Annotated in this window: 15 protein-coding genes; 7 read left to right on the top strand and 8 right to left on the bottom strand. The window is 60.9% G+C overall.

The genetic code is table 11. The features are described 5' to 3' along the window. Positions 1-48 precede the first annotated feature (48 nt). The 5 genes from M0412_RS21190 to M0412_RS21170 all read right to left on the bottom strand — a co-directional run bounded on the left by M0412_RS21190 (position 49) and on the right by M0412_RS21170 (position 4,542). A complete protein-coding gene (locus M0412_RS21190; RefSeq protein ID WP_269699921.1) occupies positions 49-993 on the bottom strand; it encodes a substrate-binding domain-containing protein in 945 nt (314 codons plus the stop codon). A gap of 75 nt (positions 994-1,068) precedes the next feature. Then, the gene (locus M0412_RS21185) at positions 1,069-1,380 is read right to left on the bottom strand and encodes a MocE family 2Fe-2S type ferredoxin (RefSeq protein WP_065116896.1); all 312 of its coding nucleotides are present in this window, start codon (positions 1,378-1,380) and stop codon (positions 1,069-1,071) included. Beyond that, the gene (locus M0412_RS21180) at positions 1,377-2,411 is read right to left on the bottom strand and encodes a sterol desaturase family protein (protein ID WP_142841915.1); all 1,035 of its coding nucleotides are present in this window, start codon (positions 2,409-2,411) and stop codon (positions 1,377-1,379) included. The genes M0412_RS21185 and M0412_RS21180 overlap by 4 nt, the downstream gene beginning before the upstream one ends. Positions 2,412-2,584: 173 nt before the next feature. After that, positions 2,585-3,586 (bottom strand): LacI family DNA-binding transcriptional regulator, encoded by a 1,002-nt coding sequence (locus tag M0412_RS21175; RefSeq protein WP_269699922.1) that lies wholly within the window; start codon positions 3,584-3,586, stop codon positions 2,585-2,587. Between the two features lie 50 nt (positions 3,587-3,636). Beyond that, complete coding sequence (locus tag M0412_RS21170) at positions 3,637-4,542, bottom strand: hydrogen peroxide-inducible genes activator (protein WP_142857849.1); 906 nt, start codon at positions 4,540-4,542, stop codon at positions 3,637-3,639. Between the two features lie 207 nt (positions 4,543-4,749). Between M0412_RS21170 and katG the strand changes: the two genes are divergently transcribed. Further along, a complete protein-coding gene (gene katG / locus M0412_RS21165) occupies positions 4,750-6,921 on the top strand; it encodes a catalase/peroxidase HPI (RefSeq protein WP_269699923.1) in 2,172 nt (723 codons plus the stop codon). Positions 6,922-7,009: 88 nt separating this feature from the next. Here katG and M0412_RS21160 read toward each other — a convergent pair whose 3' ends face one another. Beyond that, positions 7,010-7,186, bottom strand: coding sequence for a hypothetical protein (locus tag M0412_RS21160; protein WP_269699924.1), 177 nt, complete (start codon positions 7,184-7,186; stop codon positions 7,010-7,012). Between the two features lie 209 nt (positions 7,187-7,395). Here M0412_RS21160 and M0412_RS21155 point away from each other — a divergent pair, with 209 nt between their 5' ends. Continuing rightward, positions 7,396-8,289, top strand: a complete 894-nt coding sequence (locus M0412_RS21155) for an AraC family transcriptional regulator (RefSeq protein WP_269699925.1) — start codon at positions 7,396-7,398, stop codon at positions 8,287-8,289. A gap of 203 nt (positions 8,290-8,492) precedes the next feature. Here the strand turns inward: M0412_RS21155 and M0412_RS21150 are convergent, their stop codons facing one another. Beyond that, positions 8,493-10,613 carry a TonB-dependent siderophore receptor gene (locus M0412_RS21150; RefSeq protein WP_269699926.1) on the bottom strand — a complete coding sequence of 707 codons (2,121 nt, stop codon included), beginning with the start codon at positions 10,611-10,613 and terminating at the stop codon, positions 8,493-8,495. A 221-nt stretch (positions 10,614-10,834) separates the two neighbouring features. Between M0412_RS21150 and M0412_RS21145 the strand changes: the two genes are divergently transcribed. From M0412_RS21145 to M0412_RS21130, 4 genes are read left to right on the top strand one after another with little or no spacing between them, the layout of a single operon-like run. After that, entirely contained in the window at positions 10,835-11,845 is a 1,011-nt protein-coding gene (locus M0412_RS21145; RefSeq protein ID WP_142841922.1) for an iron-siderophore ABC transporter substrate-binding protein, read from the top strand. After that, positions 11,842-12,885: an iron ABC transporter permease gene (locus M0412_RS21140; RefSeq protein WP_142841923.1), complete on the top strand. Its 1,044-nt coding sequence runs from the start codon at positions 11,842-11,844 to the stop codon at positions 12,883-12,885. The genes M0412_RS21145 and M0412_RS21140 overlap by 4 nt, the downstream gene beginning before the upstream one ends. Next, the gene (locus M0412_RS21135) at positions 12,882-13,922 is read left to right on the top strand and encodes an iron chelate uptake ABC transporter family permease subunit (protein WP_269699927.1); all 1,041 of its coding nucleotides are present in this window, start codon (positions 12,882-12,884) and stop codon (positions 13,920-13,922) included. The genes M0412_RS21140 and M0412_RS21135 overlap by 4 nt, the downstream gene beginning before the upstream one ends. Then, complete coding sequence (locus tag M0412_RS21130) at positions 13,919-14,722, top strand: ABC transporter ATP-binding protein (RefSeq protein ID WP_269699928.1); 804 nt, start codon at positions 13,919-13,921, stop codon at positions 14,720-14,722. Before M0412_RS21135 ends, M0412_RS21130 begins: the two co-directional genes overlap by 4 nt. 22 nt (positions 14,723-14,744) lie before the next feature. Here M0412_RS21130 and M0412_RS21125 read toward each other — a convergent pair whose 3' ends face one another. Continuing rightward, positions 14,745-15,617 carry a helix-turn-helix transcriptional regulator gene (locus M0412_RS21125; RefSeq protein WP_269699929.1) on the bottom strand — a complete coding sequence of 291 codons (873 nt, stop codon included), beginning with the start codon at positions 15,615-15,617 and terminating at the stop codon, positions 14,745-14,747. A gap of 134 nt (positions 15,618-15,751) precedes the next feature. On the opposite strand from M0412_RS21125, the gene M0412_RS21120 reads away from it, so the two are divergent. After that, a complete protein-coding gene (locus M0412_RS21120; RefSeq protein WP_269699930.1) occupies positions 15,752-16,966 on the top strand; it encodes an amino acid ABC transporter substrate-binding protein in 1,215 nt (404 codons plus the stop codon). The last annotated feature ends 24 nt before the right edge of the window (positions 16,967-16,990 follow it).

Raw genomic sequence — 16,990 nt, 5'->3', positions numbered from 1 at the left:
TGAGAAGGGGCCGGCGCGCTTTTCAGGGCGCACCGGCTGGGGGGAGGGTCAGTTGCGGCTGGCGTAATCGGTCATGTTTTTCCGCGTCACCAGTTCGAAAGGCACCATGACCTGCTTGTCGACCGGCGTGCCGCGCATCAGGGCGACGGCGGCATCGAGCGCACTTGTCGATTGCCCCCTGGCGTTCTGGAACACCGTGGCATCCAGATCGCCAGCGGCCATGGAGGCAAGCCCGTCCGGGGTGGCGTCGATGCCGATGACGATGACATCATCCATCGAAACGCTTGCCGCCTTCAGCGCCTGCACCGCGCCGATGGCCATTTCGTCATTATTGGCGAAGACGACGTCGATGGGACGTCCGGCGGTGATCCAGTTCGTCGTCATGTCCATGGCGTTTGTCCGTGTCCAGGCCGCCGACTGTTCGTCGGCGATGGTGACGGCCTTGCAGTCGCCGGATGCGAGCGCCTGTTTAAAGGACGAGGTACGGTCACGCGATGCCTGATGGGCAAGGTCGCCCATCAATATATAAGCCTGCGCATCCGCCGCCTTTCCTTTTTCCTTGAGCAACGAACAGGCCGCTTCACCGGCCAGCCGCCCGGCATCGGTTTCCCTTGAACCGACATAGGCCTGTTTTTCCGGAAGCCTGGCGACATTGTCCGGCTCGAGATTGAGATAGACAAGCGGAATGCCTGCCTTGGCGGCGGCATCGCTGATGCCGGGTGCGGCCGAGGTGTCCGCCAGCGTGACGATGATCGCATCGACGCCGGCCGCTATGAAATTATTGACCTGGTTGAGCTGCTTGGAAATATCGGCCTGCGCGTCCTCGACCTGGATCTTGACGCCGTCGACCTCCGATGCCCGGGCGCCGAGCCCTTCGCGCAGCAAAGTCTGGAAATTATTGTCGAAGCTCTGCATCGAAACGCCGATGGTCTCGGCCGACGCAGTGCTTGCGAAAAGGACCGCCAGAGCGGCCATGGTACAGATGGATTTCATGTTTGTCCTCCCTTGGGGCGCCGGGCCGCCCGGGTGCATTCCGGAGGCCCTTTCGGGCCTGCTCGAAAGCTCGGCCTAGCCGATGGTGACGCGTACTTCGCCGTCCACCACCTGCGCCGGATAGGTCTTCAGATTCTCGCAGGCGGGAAGCCGCAGGGCTTCGCCGGTGCGGTAATCGAAGGCGCCGGAATGCTTGGGACATTCCACCTCGAAATCCATCACCAGCCCTTCGGCAAGATGGATCGCCTCATGGGTGCACAGGCCGGCGGTGCAATAAACGCTGTCATCCGGCCCGCGATAGATCGCGTAGGTGCGTCCGGCGTGGTCGAAGCGGATCGCGCCTTCCTGTTCGATGTCGTCCAGTTTGCAGGCTGAAACCCAGCTCATTCTGCTGCCTCCCCGATGGTGTTGCGCGCCTTGCGTGCCGCGAGTTTTTCTTTGCGTTTGCGATAGCGTTCCTGCATGCGGGCCTCTCCTTCCGCCGAACCGTCGTGCCAGGTGCCAAACCACCGATCGAGCGGAATGAGGGCATCGCCGTAATTCACCTCGAAATATTTGTGGTGGAGGTAATGCGCATAGGCATGGCTATCGACCAGCTTGTCCTCGCCGACCTCGACCTTGTCGAAGCCGACATGGCCGGGGATCGCGCCGAAACCCGCATAATGCAGCTGGTAGAGCATGAGGACCGGATTGGACGGCAGGATCAGGTGATAAAAGGCCGTGCCGAAATAGAGCAGATGCTCGACCGGATGCATGGAGAGCGACGACCAGGGCGACGGGTTCACCGAATTGTGGTGGACGGAATGCACCCATTTATAAAGCAGCGGCACATGGATGAGCCGGTGAATGCAGAAGAAGTGAAATTCGTGGATGATCGGCACCACAAGCGCCACGATCGCAAGCGTCCACGGATTTTCGGCAAAGCTGAGCCAGGGCGCATAACCATTGGCATAGGCCCACAGCATTGCCACTTCGATGGCGGTCCAGATCGTCACGCCGGAAAGGAAGGTGCGCAGGATGTTGTCGAGGTTCTGGCTCTCGAACCAGAAAGCCTTGCTCTTCTGTTCGGCGGGAAACTTGCCGTTATATTTAAAGCGGTTTTCCTGCCGCTTGAGAATATAGAGATGGAGTTCGAAACCACCGTAGAAGAGGAAAACGCAGACCGCATTGACGGCATAAAGCCAGGCGATCCAGCCGATGCCAAGCGTGGCCATGGTTTCCACCGGCGGAATGACAAAGGCCCAATAGGCAACAGCCGAAAGCGCGAAGATCGCATTCCATGGGAAAAAATAATGCGGCAGCCACTTCAGTACCGCCATCAGGCGCGGCGGGAAAGCGAAGAGCGGGGCCGTTTCCACCGGCTGGTTGGGCGCCCAGTCGCCGCGCTTGTTGCGCGTTCCATATTTCAGATCGTCCATAGCGCTCTCCTTCGGGCGCCCGCTTTCGACACGCCCGTGCAAGTTTTCACGATGAAGGAGGGCGTTCGCACGCCTTGGCCGCCCGTCGCTCCCTGCGATCTGCGGTTTTCCTCCCTGACGCAAAATTAGCAGGGAGGTTTGTGAATGCCGAAGCCTTCCTTGATCAAATCAGATCAAAGGCTCTCTGCGGTGATGGTAACGAAGCGAATGGGGGCGCTGTCGGGCTCGATATCGGTAAGACCGATCCGGCGAAGCACGAGGTCCAGCGCCCGGCGGGCCTGCGCCTCGGGGGCCTGATCCAGAACGATATCCATGATGCCGTCGTTGAGCGCCTTGCGTGTATAATCGGTCAATTCATGGCCGACGAAGAATATCTCGCCGCCGCGTGGGTGCCTGCGAAGAACGTCGATCAGTGCGGAATTGGCGCCGCCGACATTATAAAGGCCGGCCATGTCGGGATAGAGATCCAGCGCCATGCGCAGGGTTTCGGCGCTGTAATATTCGTCATCGCGGGTAAAACCCAGCCACTCGAAGCCATGTTCGCCGGCATGATCGCGGAAATAGTCGGAAAAGCCGCTGATACGGTCACGGTGAACCTGATAGATCGGATGGCAGAGTGCGATGACCGGGCCGGTCTGGCGCGCCATGCGGGTGATGAAATGCGCCGCCGTGCGCCCTGCGGCGCCATTGTCGATGCCGATGAATTCACCCCTTTTTGCCGAGGCGCGCGTTACGACGTGCACGACAGGTACGCCACGCGCCACCACCGCCTCGACCGCAGCGCTGACCGCGGGGCTGCTCGGGATGGCGAGGATCAGGCCGGCCCGGGCTTCTCCGGCGGCGATGATGCGGCTTGCCAGCTCCTCCGGCTTCATTTCCTCGGCAAAGCTGCGGTGAACGACGACAAGAGGATCGAGTGTCGCGGCAATTCTTTCGAAGGCCCTGGAAAGCCGCCGGTAAAAGGTGGTTTCGGGGCGTACCATCAGCACTTCTATGCGCAGCAGCCCGCGATGGGTTTCCGGCAGGGTGCGGGGATAGTCCAGTTCCCGTGCGGCGATGACGACCTTTTCCACGAGTTCGGCGCGAACACCGCCGCGTCCGTTCAGCACCCGCTCGACCGTTGCTGTCCCGACACCTGCAAGACGGGCGATATCGCGATAATTCGGCCTGCTCAAATTCGGGTTCCCTGCTGGTGGCGCGGCTGTCGGATTCTACCGCAGATGGATCAGGCGATGCCAAGTTTCTGCAGCCCGCATTCGCGGACAATCTCGGCAATATGGCTGAACTGCGCAGACAGCGGATTGCTCTTGCGCCACACCATGCCGATGGTGCGCGACGGGCGCGGTTCCGCCAGCCGGAAGACCGAGACCGTGGACTGGCGTGTTTCCATATCGACCGCCATCTGCGGAATAAGCGTGACGCCGATGCCGGCGCCGACCATCTGCACAAGGGTGGAGAGCGAGCTGCCCTCCATCAGGACGCGTGGCGGCGCATTCGTCGTGCTGCAGAAGGAAAGCGCCTGATTGCGGAAACAATGGCCTTCTTCAAGCAAGAGCAGGCGCATTTCACCCAGCTTGTCGGCACTTGGCACCGGCATGCCCGCATCCTCCATCGGCCGCACCAGAATGAATTCCTCCGAAAACAGCGGAACTTCTTCCAGCGCCGGTTCCGAGACGGGCAGGGCGACGATCGCCATGTCCAGCTTTGCCTCCAGAAGATCCTCGATGAGTTTCTGCGTCACCGCCTCGCGTGGTCGCGCCTCCAGTTCCGGATAATGCCGCGTGAGCGTCTTGATGACCTGTGGTAAAAGATAAGGCGCGACGGTGGGGATGACGCCGATGCGCAGGCGGCCGCTGAGCGGGCCCTTTCCGGCGCGCGCCAGATCCTGCAGCTCATCCACCGACCGCAGGATCGAGCGGGTGCGCTCGGCAAACTCCTCGCCAAGCGTCGTCAGCCGGATCTGGCGGCTGCCGCGTTCGACAAGCGGCGCGCCGATCAGTTCTTCCAGCTCGCGGATCTGCAGCGAAAGCGCCGGCTGGGAAATCGCGCATGCCTCCGCCGCCCGGCCGAAATGGCCGATCTTGGCGAGCGCGTCGAAATAACGAAGATGTTTCATGGAGAGCGCAATCATAAGCTCAGCATATCGCAGCCTTTAGAATATACAATTGGAAATTATGGAACCCGGCTGTTAGTCATCTTCATGACAGAAAGAAGCTGTAGCTGTGAGAGATCACCAGCGCCACCGCACGGTTTTCCCATGACCTGCCGCGGGCTCTGGCTCGGAATGCTGCACATGTCGAATTGATTCGTTTAATTGTAAAACCCATCGGAGGGCGAAATGGACGCAACTTCAAAACCGGCCGGCAAGTGTCCCGTCATGCACGGAGGCAATACGGCCTCCGGTAAATCGGTAACCGAATGGTGGCCGAATGCGCTGAACCTCGACATTCTGCACCAGCACGATACCAAGACCAACCCGCTCGGCACCTCCTTCAACTATCGTGAAGCGCTGAAGACGCTCGACGTTGAGGCCCTGAAGGCCGATCTGCGCGCCCTGATGACCGACAGCCAGGAATGGTGGCCGGCCGACTGGGGCAGCTATGTCGGCATGATGGCCCGCGTCACCTGGCATGCGGCCGGTTCCTACCGCGTGACGGACGGGCGTGGTGGCGCCAACACCGGCAACCAGCGTTTTGCACCGCTCAACTCCTGGCCGGATAACGTCAACACCGACAAGGGCCGCCGCCTGCTGTGGCCGATCAAGAAGAAATACGGCAACAAGCTTTCCTGGGCCGACCTCATCGCGCTCGCCGGCACCATCGCCTATGACGTTGCCGGTCTGAAGACCTATGGCTTTGCTTTCGGCCGTGAAGATATCTGGGCGCCGGAAAAGGACACCTATTGGGGTGACGAAAAGGAATGGCTGGCGCCGAGCGATGGCCGTTACGGCGACGTGAGCAAGCCCGAGACGCTGGAAAACCCGCTTGCCGCCGTGCAGATGGGCCTCATCTACGTCAATCCGGAAGGTGTGAACGGCAAGTCCGATCCGCTGGCGACGGCGGCGCAGATGCGCGAAACCTTTGCCCGCATGGGCATGGACGACGAGGAAACCGTGGCTCTCACCGCCGGCGGCCACACCATCGGCAAGTCGCACGGCAATGGCAGCGCGGCCAACCTCAGCCCCGATCCGGAAGCCGCAGGCCCGGAATATCAGGGTCTTGGCTGGATCAACACCAAGGGCCGCGGCATTGGCCGTGATACCGTGGTATCGGGCATCGAAGGCGCCTGGACGAGCGAGCCGACCAAGTGGGACAACGGCTTCTTCGACATGCTGTTCAAGCATGAATGGACTTTGACGCACAGCCCCGCCGGTGCTTCCCAATGGGCGCCGATCACCATCGCCGAGGAAGACAAGCCTGTCGACGTCGAGGATGCTTCGATCCGCACCATCCCGATGATGACCGATGCCGATATGGCCCTCAAGGTCGATCCGATCTATCGCGAGATTTCGCTGCGGTTCAAGGACGATCAGGACCATTTCTCTGACGTCTTCGCCCGCGCCTGGTTCAAGCTGACGCATCGCGACATGGGGCCGAAGTCCCGTTACATCGGCCCGGACGTTCCGGCGGAAGACCTGATCTGGCAGGATCCGATCCCTGCCGGTTCCACGGGCTACGATGTCGCTGCCGTCAAGGCGAAGATCGCCGCTTCCGGCCTGCCGGTCGCCGATCTGGTTGCGACCGCATGGGACAGCGCCCGCACCTTCCGCGGTTCGGACAAGCGCGGCGGCGCCAATGGCGCCCGCATCCGCCTCGCACCACAGAAGGACTGGGAAGGCAACGAGCCCGCCCGTCTTTCCCGTGTGCTTTCGGTTCTCGAGCCGATCGCCCGTGAGACCGGCGCGAGCATCGCCGATGTGATCGTTCTGGCCGGCAATTACGGTGTGGAACAGGCGGCGAAAGCGGCCGGCTTCGACATCGCCGTGCCTTTCGCGGCCGGCCGGGGTGACGCTTCCGCCGAGCAGACGGATGCCGACAGCTTTGCACCGCTTGAGCCGCTGGCGGATGGTTTCCGCAACTGGATCAAGAAGGACTATGTTGTCAGCCCCGAAGAACTGCTGCTCGACCGGGCGCAGCTTCTCGGTCTCACAGCGCCGGAACTGACCGTCCTCATCGGTGGCCTGCGCGTCATCGGCGCCAATTATGGCGGCGCGGCACATGGCGTTTTCACGGACAAGCCCGGTGCGCTGACGACGGACTTCTTCGCGACGCTGACGGATATGGCCTATTCCTGGGTTCCGACCGGCAACAATCTCTACGAGATTCGTGACCGCAGGACCGGGGCGGCCAGATATACGGCGACCCGTGTCGACCTCGTAATCGGCTCGAACTCCATACTGCGCGCTTATGCTGAAGTTTATGCGCAGGACGATAACAGGGAAAAATTCGTCCGCGACTTCATTGCCGCCTGGACGAAGGTGATGAACGCCGACCGTTTCGACCTCGTCTGAACCGAAACGCGACCACCCAATAAATGAACGCTTCCCCGAGCGATCGGGGAGGTTTTTTTTGACCTTGTCAAAGCATCCAAAAATCACGTCAGCGGCGGTCGGAAGATGGAACCTGCCGGTCAGGGGAGGATTTTTCGCTTCTGTCCGCAGGCGTCTTGCCACTCTTTTCATTTTCATGCGCATCAGGCCCGGCGACAATGACGCCACGGCCCTGTTCCTCGCGCTTCTTGTCTGCGAAGTCGCCCGGTTCCTTCTTGCTATCCATGACAGTCTCCCGTGTTAAATTCATCTCATGGACTTAACGGGTCCCCCGGGTCGAAGGTTCCGCGTGAGCGAATGTTTCATTTTATAACGATCTTTGCTATTAACATGAATTGATAAGTCATGTTATTGGCGTAGGGGCGCGATGTCTGTTGCGGCGTTTGCCGCTTCCCGCGTTCCCAACCTCGGCTCGACAACCGGACGGTAACCGCATTGAGTTTCTGGCATTCCATGACCTGGCACACGGAAGGGATCAGCGTCACTGCACCGGTCAAATGGCGCCAGTTTGACGGGCTGGTCAGCGCGTTCTGGGAGGCCGAAAGCCAGATGGGGGCGAAGGGTTATTATCTGGCCGCCGATCCCCGCATCATGATTTTCTTCAACGATGTCTCGTCACGGATCCGGATTTCCAACCGCGATGGCGAGCTTTCGCAGCATTCGCGGCCAATGACCCGGGCGGTCTATGTGCCGGCCGGCGTGCCGATGTGGACGAGCAGCAATGCCACACATCGTTTTTCCCATCTCAACCTGCATATCCACAAAGACCGGCTTTTGCGCTTCCTGTCGCCATCGGTCGGCGGGTCGGCAGCCATGACGGCGCTACGCCGTCCAGTCGAGATACAGGATATCGGCGCGGTCGAAACGCTGGCAGGTCTGCTCGTCGATGAACTAGCGGAACCTTCGAAACATCCGCTTTATGCCGAAAGCCTTGTCGGCAGCATTGTTGCGGGCTTGCTGGATATTCCCGGAGCGACGCCCGAGCAGGTCAATGGCAGGCTGACGCAGGCACAGATGAACAGGTTGCTCGCCCGCGTCGAAAAACGCGGGGACGACCGCATGACGGTTGCCGAAATGGCCGATATTGTCGGGCTTTCCGAAAGCTGGTTCGCCACCGTGTTTCGCCAGACCACGGGCAAGACACCGCTGCAATGGCAGCTGGAGCGGCGTATCAATGCCGCCCAGAAACTTCTGCTGGAAGGTGATCTGACCGTCGCCGATATCGCCGCGCAGCTCGGTTTCTCCGATCAGGCCCATCTGACCAAGGCCTTCCGTCACTCGGTGGGTGACACGCCGGCCGCCTGGCGGCGCATGCACAGGCTGCTTTGATAACGGGTCGGTCTGGTCCCGTCCACGTTCACCGGTGGCGCAATTCCACAAACGTTGCTCTACGTCATCCTCGGGCCTGTCCCGAGGATCTGCTGCCTTCTGACTTGATGCGATGTGGTTAGATCCTCGGGACAAGCCCGAGGATGACGTTTAGAGTTAGAAAATATCCATAATACTCTGAAACATATTGCGAATCCTGCTGTTCACCACGTCTTGCGCAGGGTGACGGAAAACGCCCGGCCGGGATTGTAGAAGTCAGCGCCGAAACCACCATAAGCAACGTGTTTTTCGTTGAAGAGGTTGGAAACGTTGACATCCATTGATGCGGTCTCCTGGATCTTGTAGCTGAATGCCGCATCCACGGTGACACTGCTGCCGGTCGAGACCTTGTTGGCATTGTCGAAATAATAAGCGCCTGTGTAGCGACCGCCCAGACCAAAGGTCATATCGCCGAAATGGTCGTTGCCGGCGAGCGTGTAGTTGACCCACAGCGAGGCCTGATGTTCCGGCACGAATTGCGGCCGGTTGCCGACATTGCCAGCCGTGCCATTTTCGGTAATTTCCGCATTGAGATAGGAATAGGCCGCCGTGAGGCTGAGATTGTCGGTGACTTCCGCCTTGGCTTCCAGATCGAGACCGCGCACGCGCACTTCGCCGATCGTGGTCGGCAGGCTGGTGATCGGGCTGGTGACGGTGATGTTGTTTTTCTTCAGGTCGTAAATCGAGGCGGTGAACAGGGCGGGGAAAGCCTCCGGCCGGTATTTGATGCCAAGCTCGATCTGCTCGCCACGCTCCGGTTCAACGGTAAGGCCCGATGCTGGCACCACCGATTCGGCATAGCTGATATAGGGCGCGATCTCGTTGGTGACCTTGTAGGACACGCCGATGCGCTTGGTCAGTTCGCTGATGTCGCCGCTCGCCGTCGTGCCGTTCAGGCGGTTGGTCTGGTCGGTGTCGATCCAGTCGTTGCGCAGGCCGGCGCTGACGATCAGCCTGTCGAAGAAGGTCAGGTCCTGCTGCAGGTAGATCGCCTTGGTTTTCTGGTCCGTCAGCGAGCTGGCATAGAGCGGCACCGAGGCGGGTGCGCCGGTATAGACCGGGTTCATCCAGTTGATGCTTGGGGCCGATCCGAAGTAGTTTTTGCTGCCGGATGTGTAGTCATTATAGAAGACGCCAACGAGGCTGCGGCTTTCGACATTTTCGAAGGTCGTGTCATATTGCAGCCGTGTGTCGATCAGGAAGTTTTCGGTTTCGGTGTCGTTGCCGAAAAAGGCGCGGTTGGCGATGGTCGAACCGTTGGTCGGCGTGGATGCGATATAGGCGTAACCGAAATCGGTATTGGTCTTGCTGTAGCGCGCATTGGAACTCAGCGTGAGGCCCGAGCCGAAATCGTGGTCAAACATCACGCTGACCGAATTGCGGTTGGTGCCGCGATAATTGTAGTCCGGTTCGCCGAAGAAACGGCTCCTGTCGAAATGCGAACCGACCGGATGGCCGCCGCCGCCGGGAACGCCATCCTTGTTGAGGTGGTCGTAAACCACGGTCAGGCTGGTGACATCGGTCGGACGCCAGGTCAGGCCGCCCATGAAGAATTTCTCGTCATCGCGGGAATAGTCATATTCCGCGTCGGCATTTCTGAGCTTGCCGGTCAGGCGATAGGACAGCGTATCGTCGCTGGTGATGTTGTCGCCGAAATCAAAACCGGTCTCGGCGCGGCTGTAGGAGCCGCCGGTGACATAGGCTTCGCCGAAACGGGCGCGTTTCGGCACCTTGGTGGAATAGTTCACCGAGCCGCCGGGATCCGAGACGCCAAAGGTGGTGGAGTTGCCGCCCTTCAGCACTTCCACGCGCTCATAGGCATAGGTTTCTTCGCGCAGCGCACCGAAGGGCCGGCCGAGCGTCAGGCCGTCGCGATAGGTATAGGCGTCGAAACCGCGAATCTTGAAATAGTCGAAACGATCGTCGGAGCCGTAGAAATCCGTTGTCACGCCGGCGGTATATTGCAGCGCCTCTTCCACGGTCTGCACGCCGCGCTGCTGCATTTCCTTGGCGGTGATGACGGAAACCGAGGCGGGCGTATCGAGAATATCGGTCGCCATCTTGCTACCGCTCGTGGTGCGGGTGGCGACGATGGACTTCTGGTCATTGTCGCCGCTGTCGATGGTGATCCGTTCCAGAACCGTGCTGCCGCTTGTATTGGCAGCCTCCTGCGCCAGCAAGGGGCCGGGCAGGGTGGCGACAAGCGCCGTGCAGGCAAGCAGGGCCGCTCTCCCATGCAAATGTGGCGCGGTTTTACGGTTTTTGCCGTCGATTTCGATTTTCATTGCCATATTCCAGAAGTTGATGCCCCGATCGCCGCTTGCACGGCCCACTCTCGAAGCGCCCAATAACTTGAGAAAGTTAGTCCGGTATTGTAACTTTTTGCGGTTTTGTACAAAACCCCGGAAATTTCACCGCTGTTCGGGCGGCATCTCTTCCTTAGGCTTGACGGGGGCATGTGAAGCTGAGAGTTCAAGTCCACTTTTGAACCTTTGAGAGCTTCGTCATGCTTCGTCCGTTCCGCTGCCTCGTGCCGGCCTTTGTGCTGTTTCTGTCGATAATCGCGCCAAATATGGCCTTGGCGGATGATGCGACGACCTATCCCATCGTCATCAAGCACGCCTTCGGTACGACGACGATTGCAAAGAAGCCGCAGCGCGTCGCCACTGTCGCCTGGGCAAACCATGAGGTGCCGCTGGCGCTCGGCGTCGTGCCTGTCGGTTTCGCCGCCGCCAATTTCGGTGATGATGACGGCGATGGCCTGCTGCCCTGGGTGGCAAAGCGGCTCGCGGAACTCAAGGCGGACAAACCGGTTCTGTTTGACGAGGGTGATGGCATCGATTTCGAGGCCGTGGCGGCAACGCAGCCGGATGTCATTCTCGCGGCCTATTCCGGTCTCAGCCAGTCTGACTATGATACGCTGAGCCAGATCGCGCCTGTGGTCGCCTATCCCGTTTCCCCGTGGGCGACGGACTGGCGCGAGATGATCCGGCTGAATAGCGCGGGCCTTGGCATGGCTGCGGAAGGTGAAGCGCTGATCAAACGCATCGAGACGGAGATTGCCGAGGTGGTCGCCGGCCATCCGCAGCTGAAGGGCAAGTCGGCGATGTTCGTTACCCATCTCGACGCTACCAATCTCAGCGTCGTCAATTTTTACACCGCCAATGACAGCCGGGTGAAGTTCTTCGCCGATCTCGGGCTTGCCTCGCCGAAAAGCGTCGTGGAAGCAACGAAGCCGGGACAATTCGCCGCGGGCGTCAGCGCCGAGCGTGTCGATGCCTTCGATGATGTCGATATTGTCGTGACCTATGGCAGCAAGCCGCTGTTCGATGCCATGCGTGCCGATCCGCTTTTGGCCCGCATGCCGGCCGTTTCCCATGATGCCATCGTCATGCTGGGGCGCGATCCGCTCGGAACAGCGTCCAATCCCACGCCGCTGTCGATTTCCTGGGTGCTGAAGGACTATGCCGATCTTCTGGCGAAAGCGGCGGACAAAGCCTCCGGGAAGTCCCAATGACAATGCCGGGATCCGGTAAAGGTCCGGTCGTGCTGCTTGCCGGCCGCTCCAACTGCAAACGAACGGTGTGGCTCAGCGCCGCGCTGGCGCTTCTGGCCGCGCTTTGCGCGCTTTCGGTCGCCATCGGCACGCGTGATGTATCGCTGGCGGATATTACCGCAGCGCTTGCTGGCCGCGTTGAGACCGTTGCGGAAGCGGCGGTATCGGTCCGCCTGCCGCGCACGGTGCTTGCGCTTCTGGCCGGTGCTGCACTCGGTCTGGCGGGAGCCATCATGCAGGGCGTTACCCGTAATCCGCTGGCCGATCCCGGCATTCTCGGCGTTAATATGGGTGCGTCGCTCGCCGTCGTCATTGCCATCGTCTGGTTCGGCATTGCGTCTTCGCAGGCCTTCATCATTGCCGCCATCATCGGTGCTGGTCTCTCGGCCGTCTTTGTTTATGTCGTCGGTTCGCTGGGGCGGGGCGGGGCCACGCCACTGAAACTGGCGCTTGCCGGTGCCGCCACATCCGTCGCCTTCTCCTCACTGGTCATCGCCGTGGTGCTGCCGCGCAGCGATATTGCCGGTGGCATTCGCGCCTGGCAGATCGGCGGTGTCGGCGGCGCGACCTTCGAGCGCATCGAGACCGTTCTGCCGTTTCTGGCCGCGGGTTTCGCCATCAGTCTGCTTTCGGCGCGCAGGCTGAATTCGCTGGCGCTGGGTGACGAGCTCGCCGCCGGCCTTGGTGAAAATGTCGCTGTCGCCAGGGCCGTGGCCTCTTTCGGCGCCATTCTGCTCTGCGGTGCGGCCACAGCCATCTGCGGGCCAATCGGCTTTGTCGGGCTGGTGGTGCCGCATCTGTGCCGCCTGCTTGTCGGTGTCGACAATCGCTGGCTGCTGCCGTTTTCAGCGCTCGGCGGCGCCTGCCTGCTGCTTGCCGCCGATATTGTCGGCCGCATCGTCGCACGACCTTCGGAACTTGATGTCGGCATCGTTACCGCGCTGGTCGGCGCGCCGTTCTTCATCTGGATCGTCAGACGCCAGCGGGTGCGCGAACTATGACCATGCACGCTGCCGTCATCGACGCACTGGTTTTCAACCGCCACGCCCGACAGCGCCGGCGTCGCCTTGTCATTGCCGTCCTGTCGCTCCTGCTGATTGCCGCATTCGCACTGACGCTGATGCTGGGGCAATCCTTTACGCCGCCGGGTGAGGTGATCCGCGTCTTGGCTGGCGAGGATATTGCCGGTGTCAGCTTCACTGTCGGGCAATTGCGCCTGCCGCGTGCGCTGCTTTCGGTGCTGGCCGGGCTGAGCTTCGGGCTGGGCGGTGTTGCCTTTCAGATCATGCTGCGCAACCCGCTTGCCAGTCCCGACATTATCGGCATCAGTTCCGGCGCGAGCGCTGCCGCCGTCTTCGCCATCGTCGTTCTGCAGCTGAACGGGCCGCTCGTCTCGGTCTTCGCAGTCATCGCTGGCCTTGGTATCGCGCTGCTGGTCTATCTCCTGTCCTTCCGCAACGGCGTGGCGGGAACACGGCTTATCCTTGTCGGCATCGGCGTTTCTGCCATGCTCGAAAGTTTCATCGCCTATATTCTCTCCGTCGCGCCCGCCTGGACGCTGCAGGAGGCGATGCGCTGGCTGACGGGCAGTGTCAACGGCGCCAAACTTGCCCAGACGTCGCCGCTCCTCATCGCGCTCATCCTGTTCGGCGGGCTGCTTATCAGTCGTGCGCGTGATCTCGAGGCGTTGCGGCTCGGCGATGATGCCGCGGCCGCACTCGGCGTGCGAGTTGGGAAAACGCGCATCATCGTCATCATCGCCGCCGTGGGCATGATCGCTTTTGCAACGGCTGTCTCGGGACCTATCGCCTTTGTCGCTTTCCTGTCGGGGCCGATTGCCGCGCGTATCGTCGGCAGCAACGGCTCACTGCTCGTTCCCGCCGCACTTGTAGGCGCGGTGCTGGTGCTGGTGGGAGATTATTGCGGCCAGTTCCTGCTGCCGGGTCGATACCCGGTCGGCGTCGTTACCGGCGCGCTGGGCGCGCCCTATCTGATTTACCTTATCGTGCGGGTCAACCGCAGCGGAGGCTCGTTATGACCGGCCACTCCCTTTCCGTGAACGGCCTATCGGCTGGCTACGGCGAAACCCTTATCATCGAAGGGCTCGATCTCGTTGTTCCGCGCGGCAGGATCACGGTCATCGTCGGCGCCAATGCCTGCGGCAAGTCCACACTTCTCCGCAGCATGTCGCGGCTGATCACGCCGCGCGCCGGGCAAGTCCTGCTCGATGGCAAGTCGATCCACCGGCTTCCTTCGAAGGACCTGGCGCAGCGCATGGGCCTTTTGCCGCAGTCGCCGATCGCGCCGGAGGGCATTGTTGTTGCTGATCTGGTCAGCCGTGGCCGACATCCGCATCACGGCCTTTTCGCCCGCTGGTCGCGGCAGGATGACGAGGCGGTCGCCGCAGCCCTCGTCGCCACTGATACGGTGGACCTTGCCGAGCGGCCGGTGGACGAGCTTTCTGGCGGCCAGCGGCAACGCGTCTGGATCGCCATGGCGCTTGCCCAGCAGACCGACATATTGCTGCTGGATGAGCCGACCACCTTCCTCGATATCAGCCACCAGGTCGAAGTGCTGGATCTTCTGACTGACCTCAACCACGCCCGGGAGACCACCATCGTCATGGTGCTGCACGATCTTAATCTCGCAGCCCGTTATGCCGATCATCTCGTGGCCATGAGGGACGGAAAGCTGCATGTCTGCGGCACGCCGGAAGAGGTGCTGACGGAAGAGAATGTGCGCCACGTCTTCGGCATCGAAAGCCGGGTCATCGAAGATCCGACCTCCGGCAAGCCGATGATGTTGCCGATCGGGCGGCACCGGGTGGTGGCGGCGTGAAATAGCATCAGCGATTGCTAGATCAAGGCCAGGCCGCATAGGATGGCGGTGGCACGTTCTGCACTCGCATCGCGGCCCGGCGGAAACGTCCGGGAGACGTGCCCTCGTTGCGGGTGAAGAAGCGATTGAAATAGCCGGGGTCCTGAAAGCCCAATCGAAACGCGATTTCAGCAACTTGCAGCGATGAGTTAAGAAGAAGGTCGCGTGCTTCGGACAGCAACTCCCGGTGAATATAGGCCTGCGGCGAAAGCCCTGTGGCCTTGCGCACCGCAAATCCCAGGCGTTCACGGTTCACGCTCAGATATCTGGCATAATCGTCCACGCCCCATTGGTCGCGTTTGTGCTGGCTCACCAGCAGGACGAACCGTTCGGTAAGGCTGCCGGGGGTGGAGATGGCGGCGGCAATATCGGCGATGGCGTGCTGGCAGATGCGGATGAGGGTGACAGAAAGCAGGCTGGCGATGATCGTGTCGGAACCGGTTGTTGCGCGGACATTTTCGCTGGCGATGGTCTCGAGATAACCCGCCAGCTCCTGCCGGTCCTTTTCCGCTGACACCTGTGTCAGAACACGCTGCAATATGGTGCGCACGGCGCTGGCGCTCGTGCCGGTGGGCATCGCATGGGCAAGCCCGATTTCGCTCGTCCTCAGCAGCGATCCACGGCTTCCGGCATTCAGGCGCAGGCGGCCGGCGGGGCCGATGGGCAGCCAGACGAGCCCCGGTGCTACGACCGGCAGCGTTTTTTCACCTTGGAGAATTTCCGCTTCACCGGCGGAAAGGAGAAGCAGATGGGCGCTATCCGATTCCAATCGGAATTCGGATATGCGCAGCGTCGAGGCGAGGGGGCGCGCCGTAATCTCCACGCGATTGCCGGCAATCTGGCTTTGCAGCGGCATTCAACCTCCAAAAGTACAATAATGCGCTACACTAGTGCATTTTATATGCGGCTGTCATTGCTAAACTTTGCTCAGCGCAGGGGAAAACCTTGAGGAGAACGGCAACCCCGATAAGGCGCTTTGGGAGGAACATCATGAATAATCTGAAGCGCAGAACGCTGTTCTGCCTGCTCTCCGGTGCTGCCCTGTCGGCGGTATCTTTCGGTGCTGCCAATGCGCAGGACCGCACATCGGTGAAGATCGGTTATGCCGTTTCAAAAAGCGGCGCCAATGCCACGGGTGCTGGCATCACCACCATTCCAAACTACAAATTATGGGTGAAGGAGGTCAACGATGCCGGCGGCCTCACTTTGCCGGATGGCAAGCGCCTGCCGGTGGAAGTGGTCGAATATGACGACCGTTCCTCGGCCGAGGATGCGGTGCGGTTCACCGAGCGTCTGGCCAGCCAGGACAAGGTCGATTTCATTCTGCCGCCATGGGGCACGGGCTTCAATCTGGCCGTCGCACCGCTTTATGAGCGCTTCGGTTATCCGCAGCTTGCGGTTACCGGTGTGACCGACAAGGCGCCCGAATTTGCCGCGCGCTGGAAGAAGAGCTTCTGGATGCTGGGCGGCGGCCATGATTATGCCAATGCGCTGGCCGACGTTTTGAAAGCCGCACGCGAGGCCGGCCAGATCAACGACAAGGTCGCGGTGATTTCCGTGGCTGACGGTTTCGGCATCGATCTCATCAAGGCTGCGCGACCGGCGCTGAAGGAAGCGGGTTTCACACTCGCCTATGACAAGACTTATCCGGTTGGCACCTCGGATTTCGCAGCACTTGTGAACGAGGCGGCGGCGAGCGGTGCCGACAGCTTCATCGCCTTTTCCTATCCGCCCGACAGTTTTGCGGTGACGAAACAGGCGCAGACGGCCCGGTTTAACCCGAAGGTTCTTTATGTCGGCGTCGGCGGTGCTTTCCCGATCTTCCCGAAGGTCTCCGATGGCAAGCAGGAAGGCGTGATCAGCATCGGCGGCGTTGATGGCAGCAGCGACAGGATCGAGGATTATTTCAAGCGCCACGAGGCCTTCATCGGCGCCAAGCCGGACAGTTGGGCAAGCGCCATCACCTATGCGAGCCTCGAAATGCTGGCCCAGTCCGTTCAACGCGTCGGCCTCGACAAGGCGGCGGTGGCAAATGAACTTTCGACGGGAAGCTTCGACACCGTCATCGGCCCGGTCAAGCTTGAGGACAACCAGCTTCGGCAGCTTTGGTGGGCGGGGCAATGGCAAGGTGACCGCTTTGTGGCGATTGCACCGGCAGACCGTTCAGGCGCGGCAAAGCCGATCATTCCGAAGCCGCAATGGTGAGCCTTTGCCGGCCGGGGCCGTGAA

The organism is Agrobacterium sp. O3.4, assembly GCF_041414895.1.
Lineage (GTDB): Bacteria > Pseudomonadota > Alphaproteobacteria > Rhizobiales > Rhizobiaceae > Agrobacterium > Agrobacterium cucumeris.
Note: the sequence above shows the minus strand (reverse complement) of the source record. Positions and strands in the feature narration are given on the sequence as shown.

Excerpts from the sequence above, each read along its gene's own strand:
- M0412_RS21190 (WP_269699921.1), bottom strand. The coding sequence starts at position 993 with ATGAAATCCATCTGTACCATGGCCGCTCTGGCGGTCCTTTTCGCAAGC.
- M0412_RS21185 (WP_065116896.1), bottom strand. The coding sequence starts at position 1,380 with ATGAGCTGGGTTTCAGCCTGCAAACTGGACGACATCGAACAGGAAGGC.
- M0412_RS21180 (WP_142841915.1), bottom strand. The coding sequence starts at position 2,411 with ATGGACGATCTGAAATATGGAACGCGCAACAAGCGCGGCGACTGGGCG.
- M0412_RS21170 (WP_142857849.1), bottom strand. The coding sequence starts at position 4,542 with ATGATTGCGCTCTCCATGAAACATCTTCGTTATTTCGACGCGCTCGCC.
- katG (WP_269699923.1), top strand. The coding sequence starts at position 4,750 with ATGGACGCAACTTCAAAACCGGCCGGCAAGTGTCCCGTCATGCACGGA.
- M0412_RS21160 (WP_269699924.1), bottom strand. The coding sequence starts at position 7,186 with ATGGATAGCAAGAAGGAACCGGGCGACTTCGCAGACAAGAAGCGCGAG.
- M0412_RS21150 (WP_269699926.1), bottom strand. The coding sequence starts at position 10,613 with ATGAAAATCGAAATCGACGGCAAAAACCGTAAAACCGCGCCACATTTG.
- M0412_RS21145 (WP_142841922.1), top strand. The coding sequence starts at position 10,835 with ATGCTTCGTCCGTTCCGCTGCCTCGTGCCGGCCTTTGTGCTGTTTCTG.
- M0412_RS21140 (WP_142841923.1), top strand. The coding sequence starts at position 11,842 with ATGACAATGCCGGGATCCGGTAAAGGTCCGGTCGTGCTGCTTGCCGGC.
- M0412_RS21135 (WP_269699927.1), top strand. The coding sequence starts at position 12,882 with ATGACCATGCACGCTGCCGTCATCGACGCACTGGTTTTCAACCGCCAC.
- M0412_RS21130 (WP_269699928.1), top strand. The coding sequence starts at position 13,919 with ATGACCGGCCACTCCCTTTCCGTGAACGGCCTATCGGCTGGCTACGGC.
- M0412_RS21125 (WP_269699929.1), bottom strand. The coding sequence starts at position 15,617 with ATGCCGCTGCAAAGCCAGATTGCCGGCAATCGCGTGGAGATTACGGCG.
- M0412_RS21120 (WP_269699930.1), top strand. The coding sequence starts at position 15,752 with ATGAATAATCTGAAGCGCAGAACGCTGTTCTGCCTGCTCTCCGGTGCT.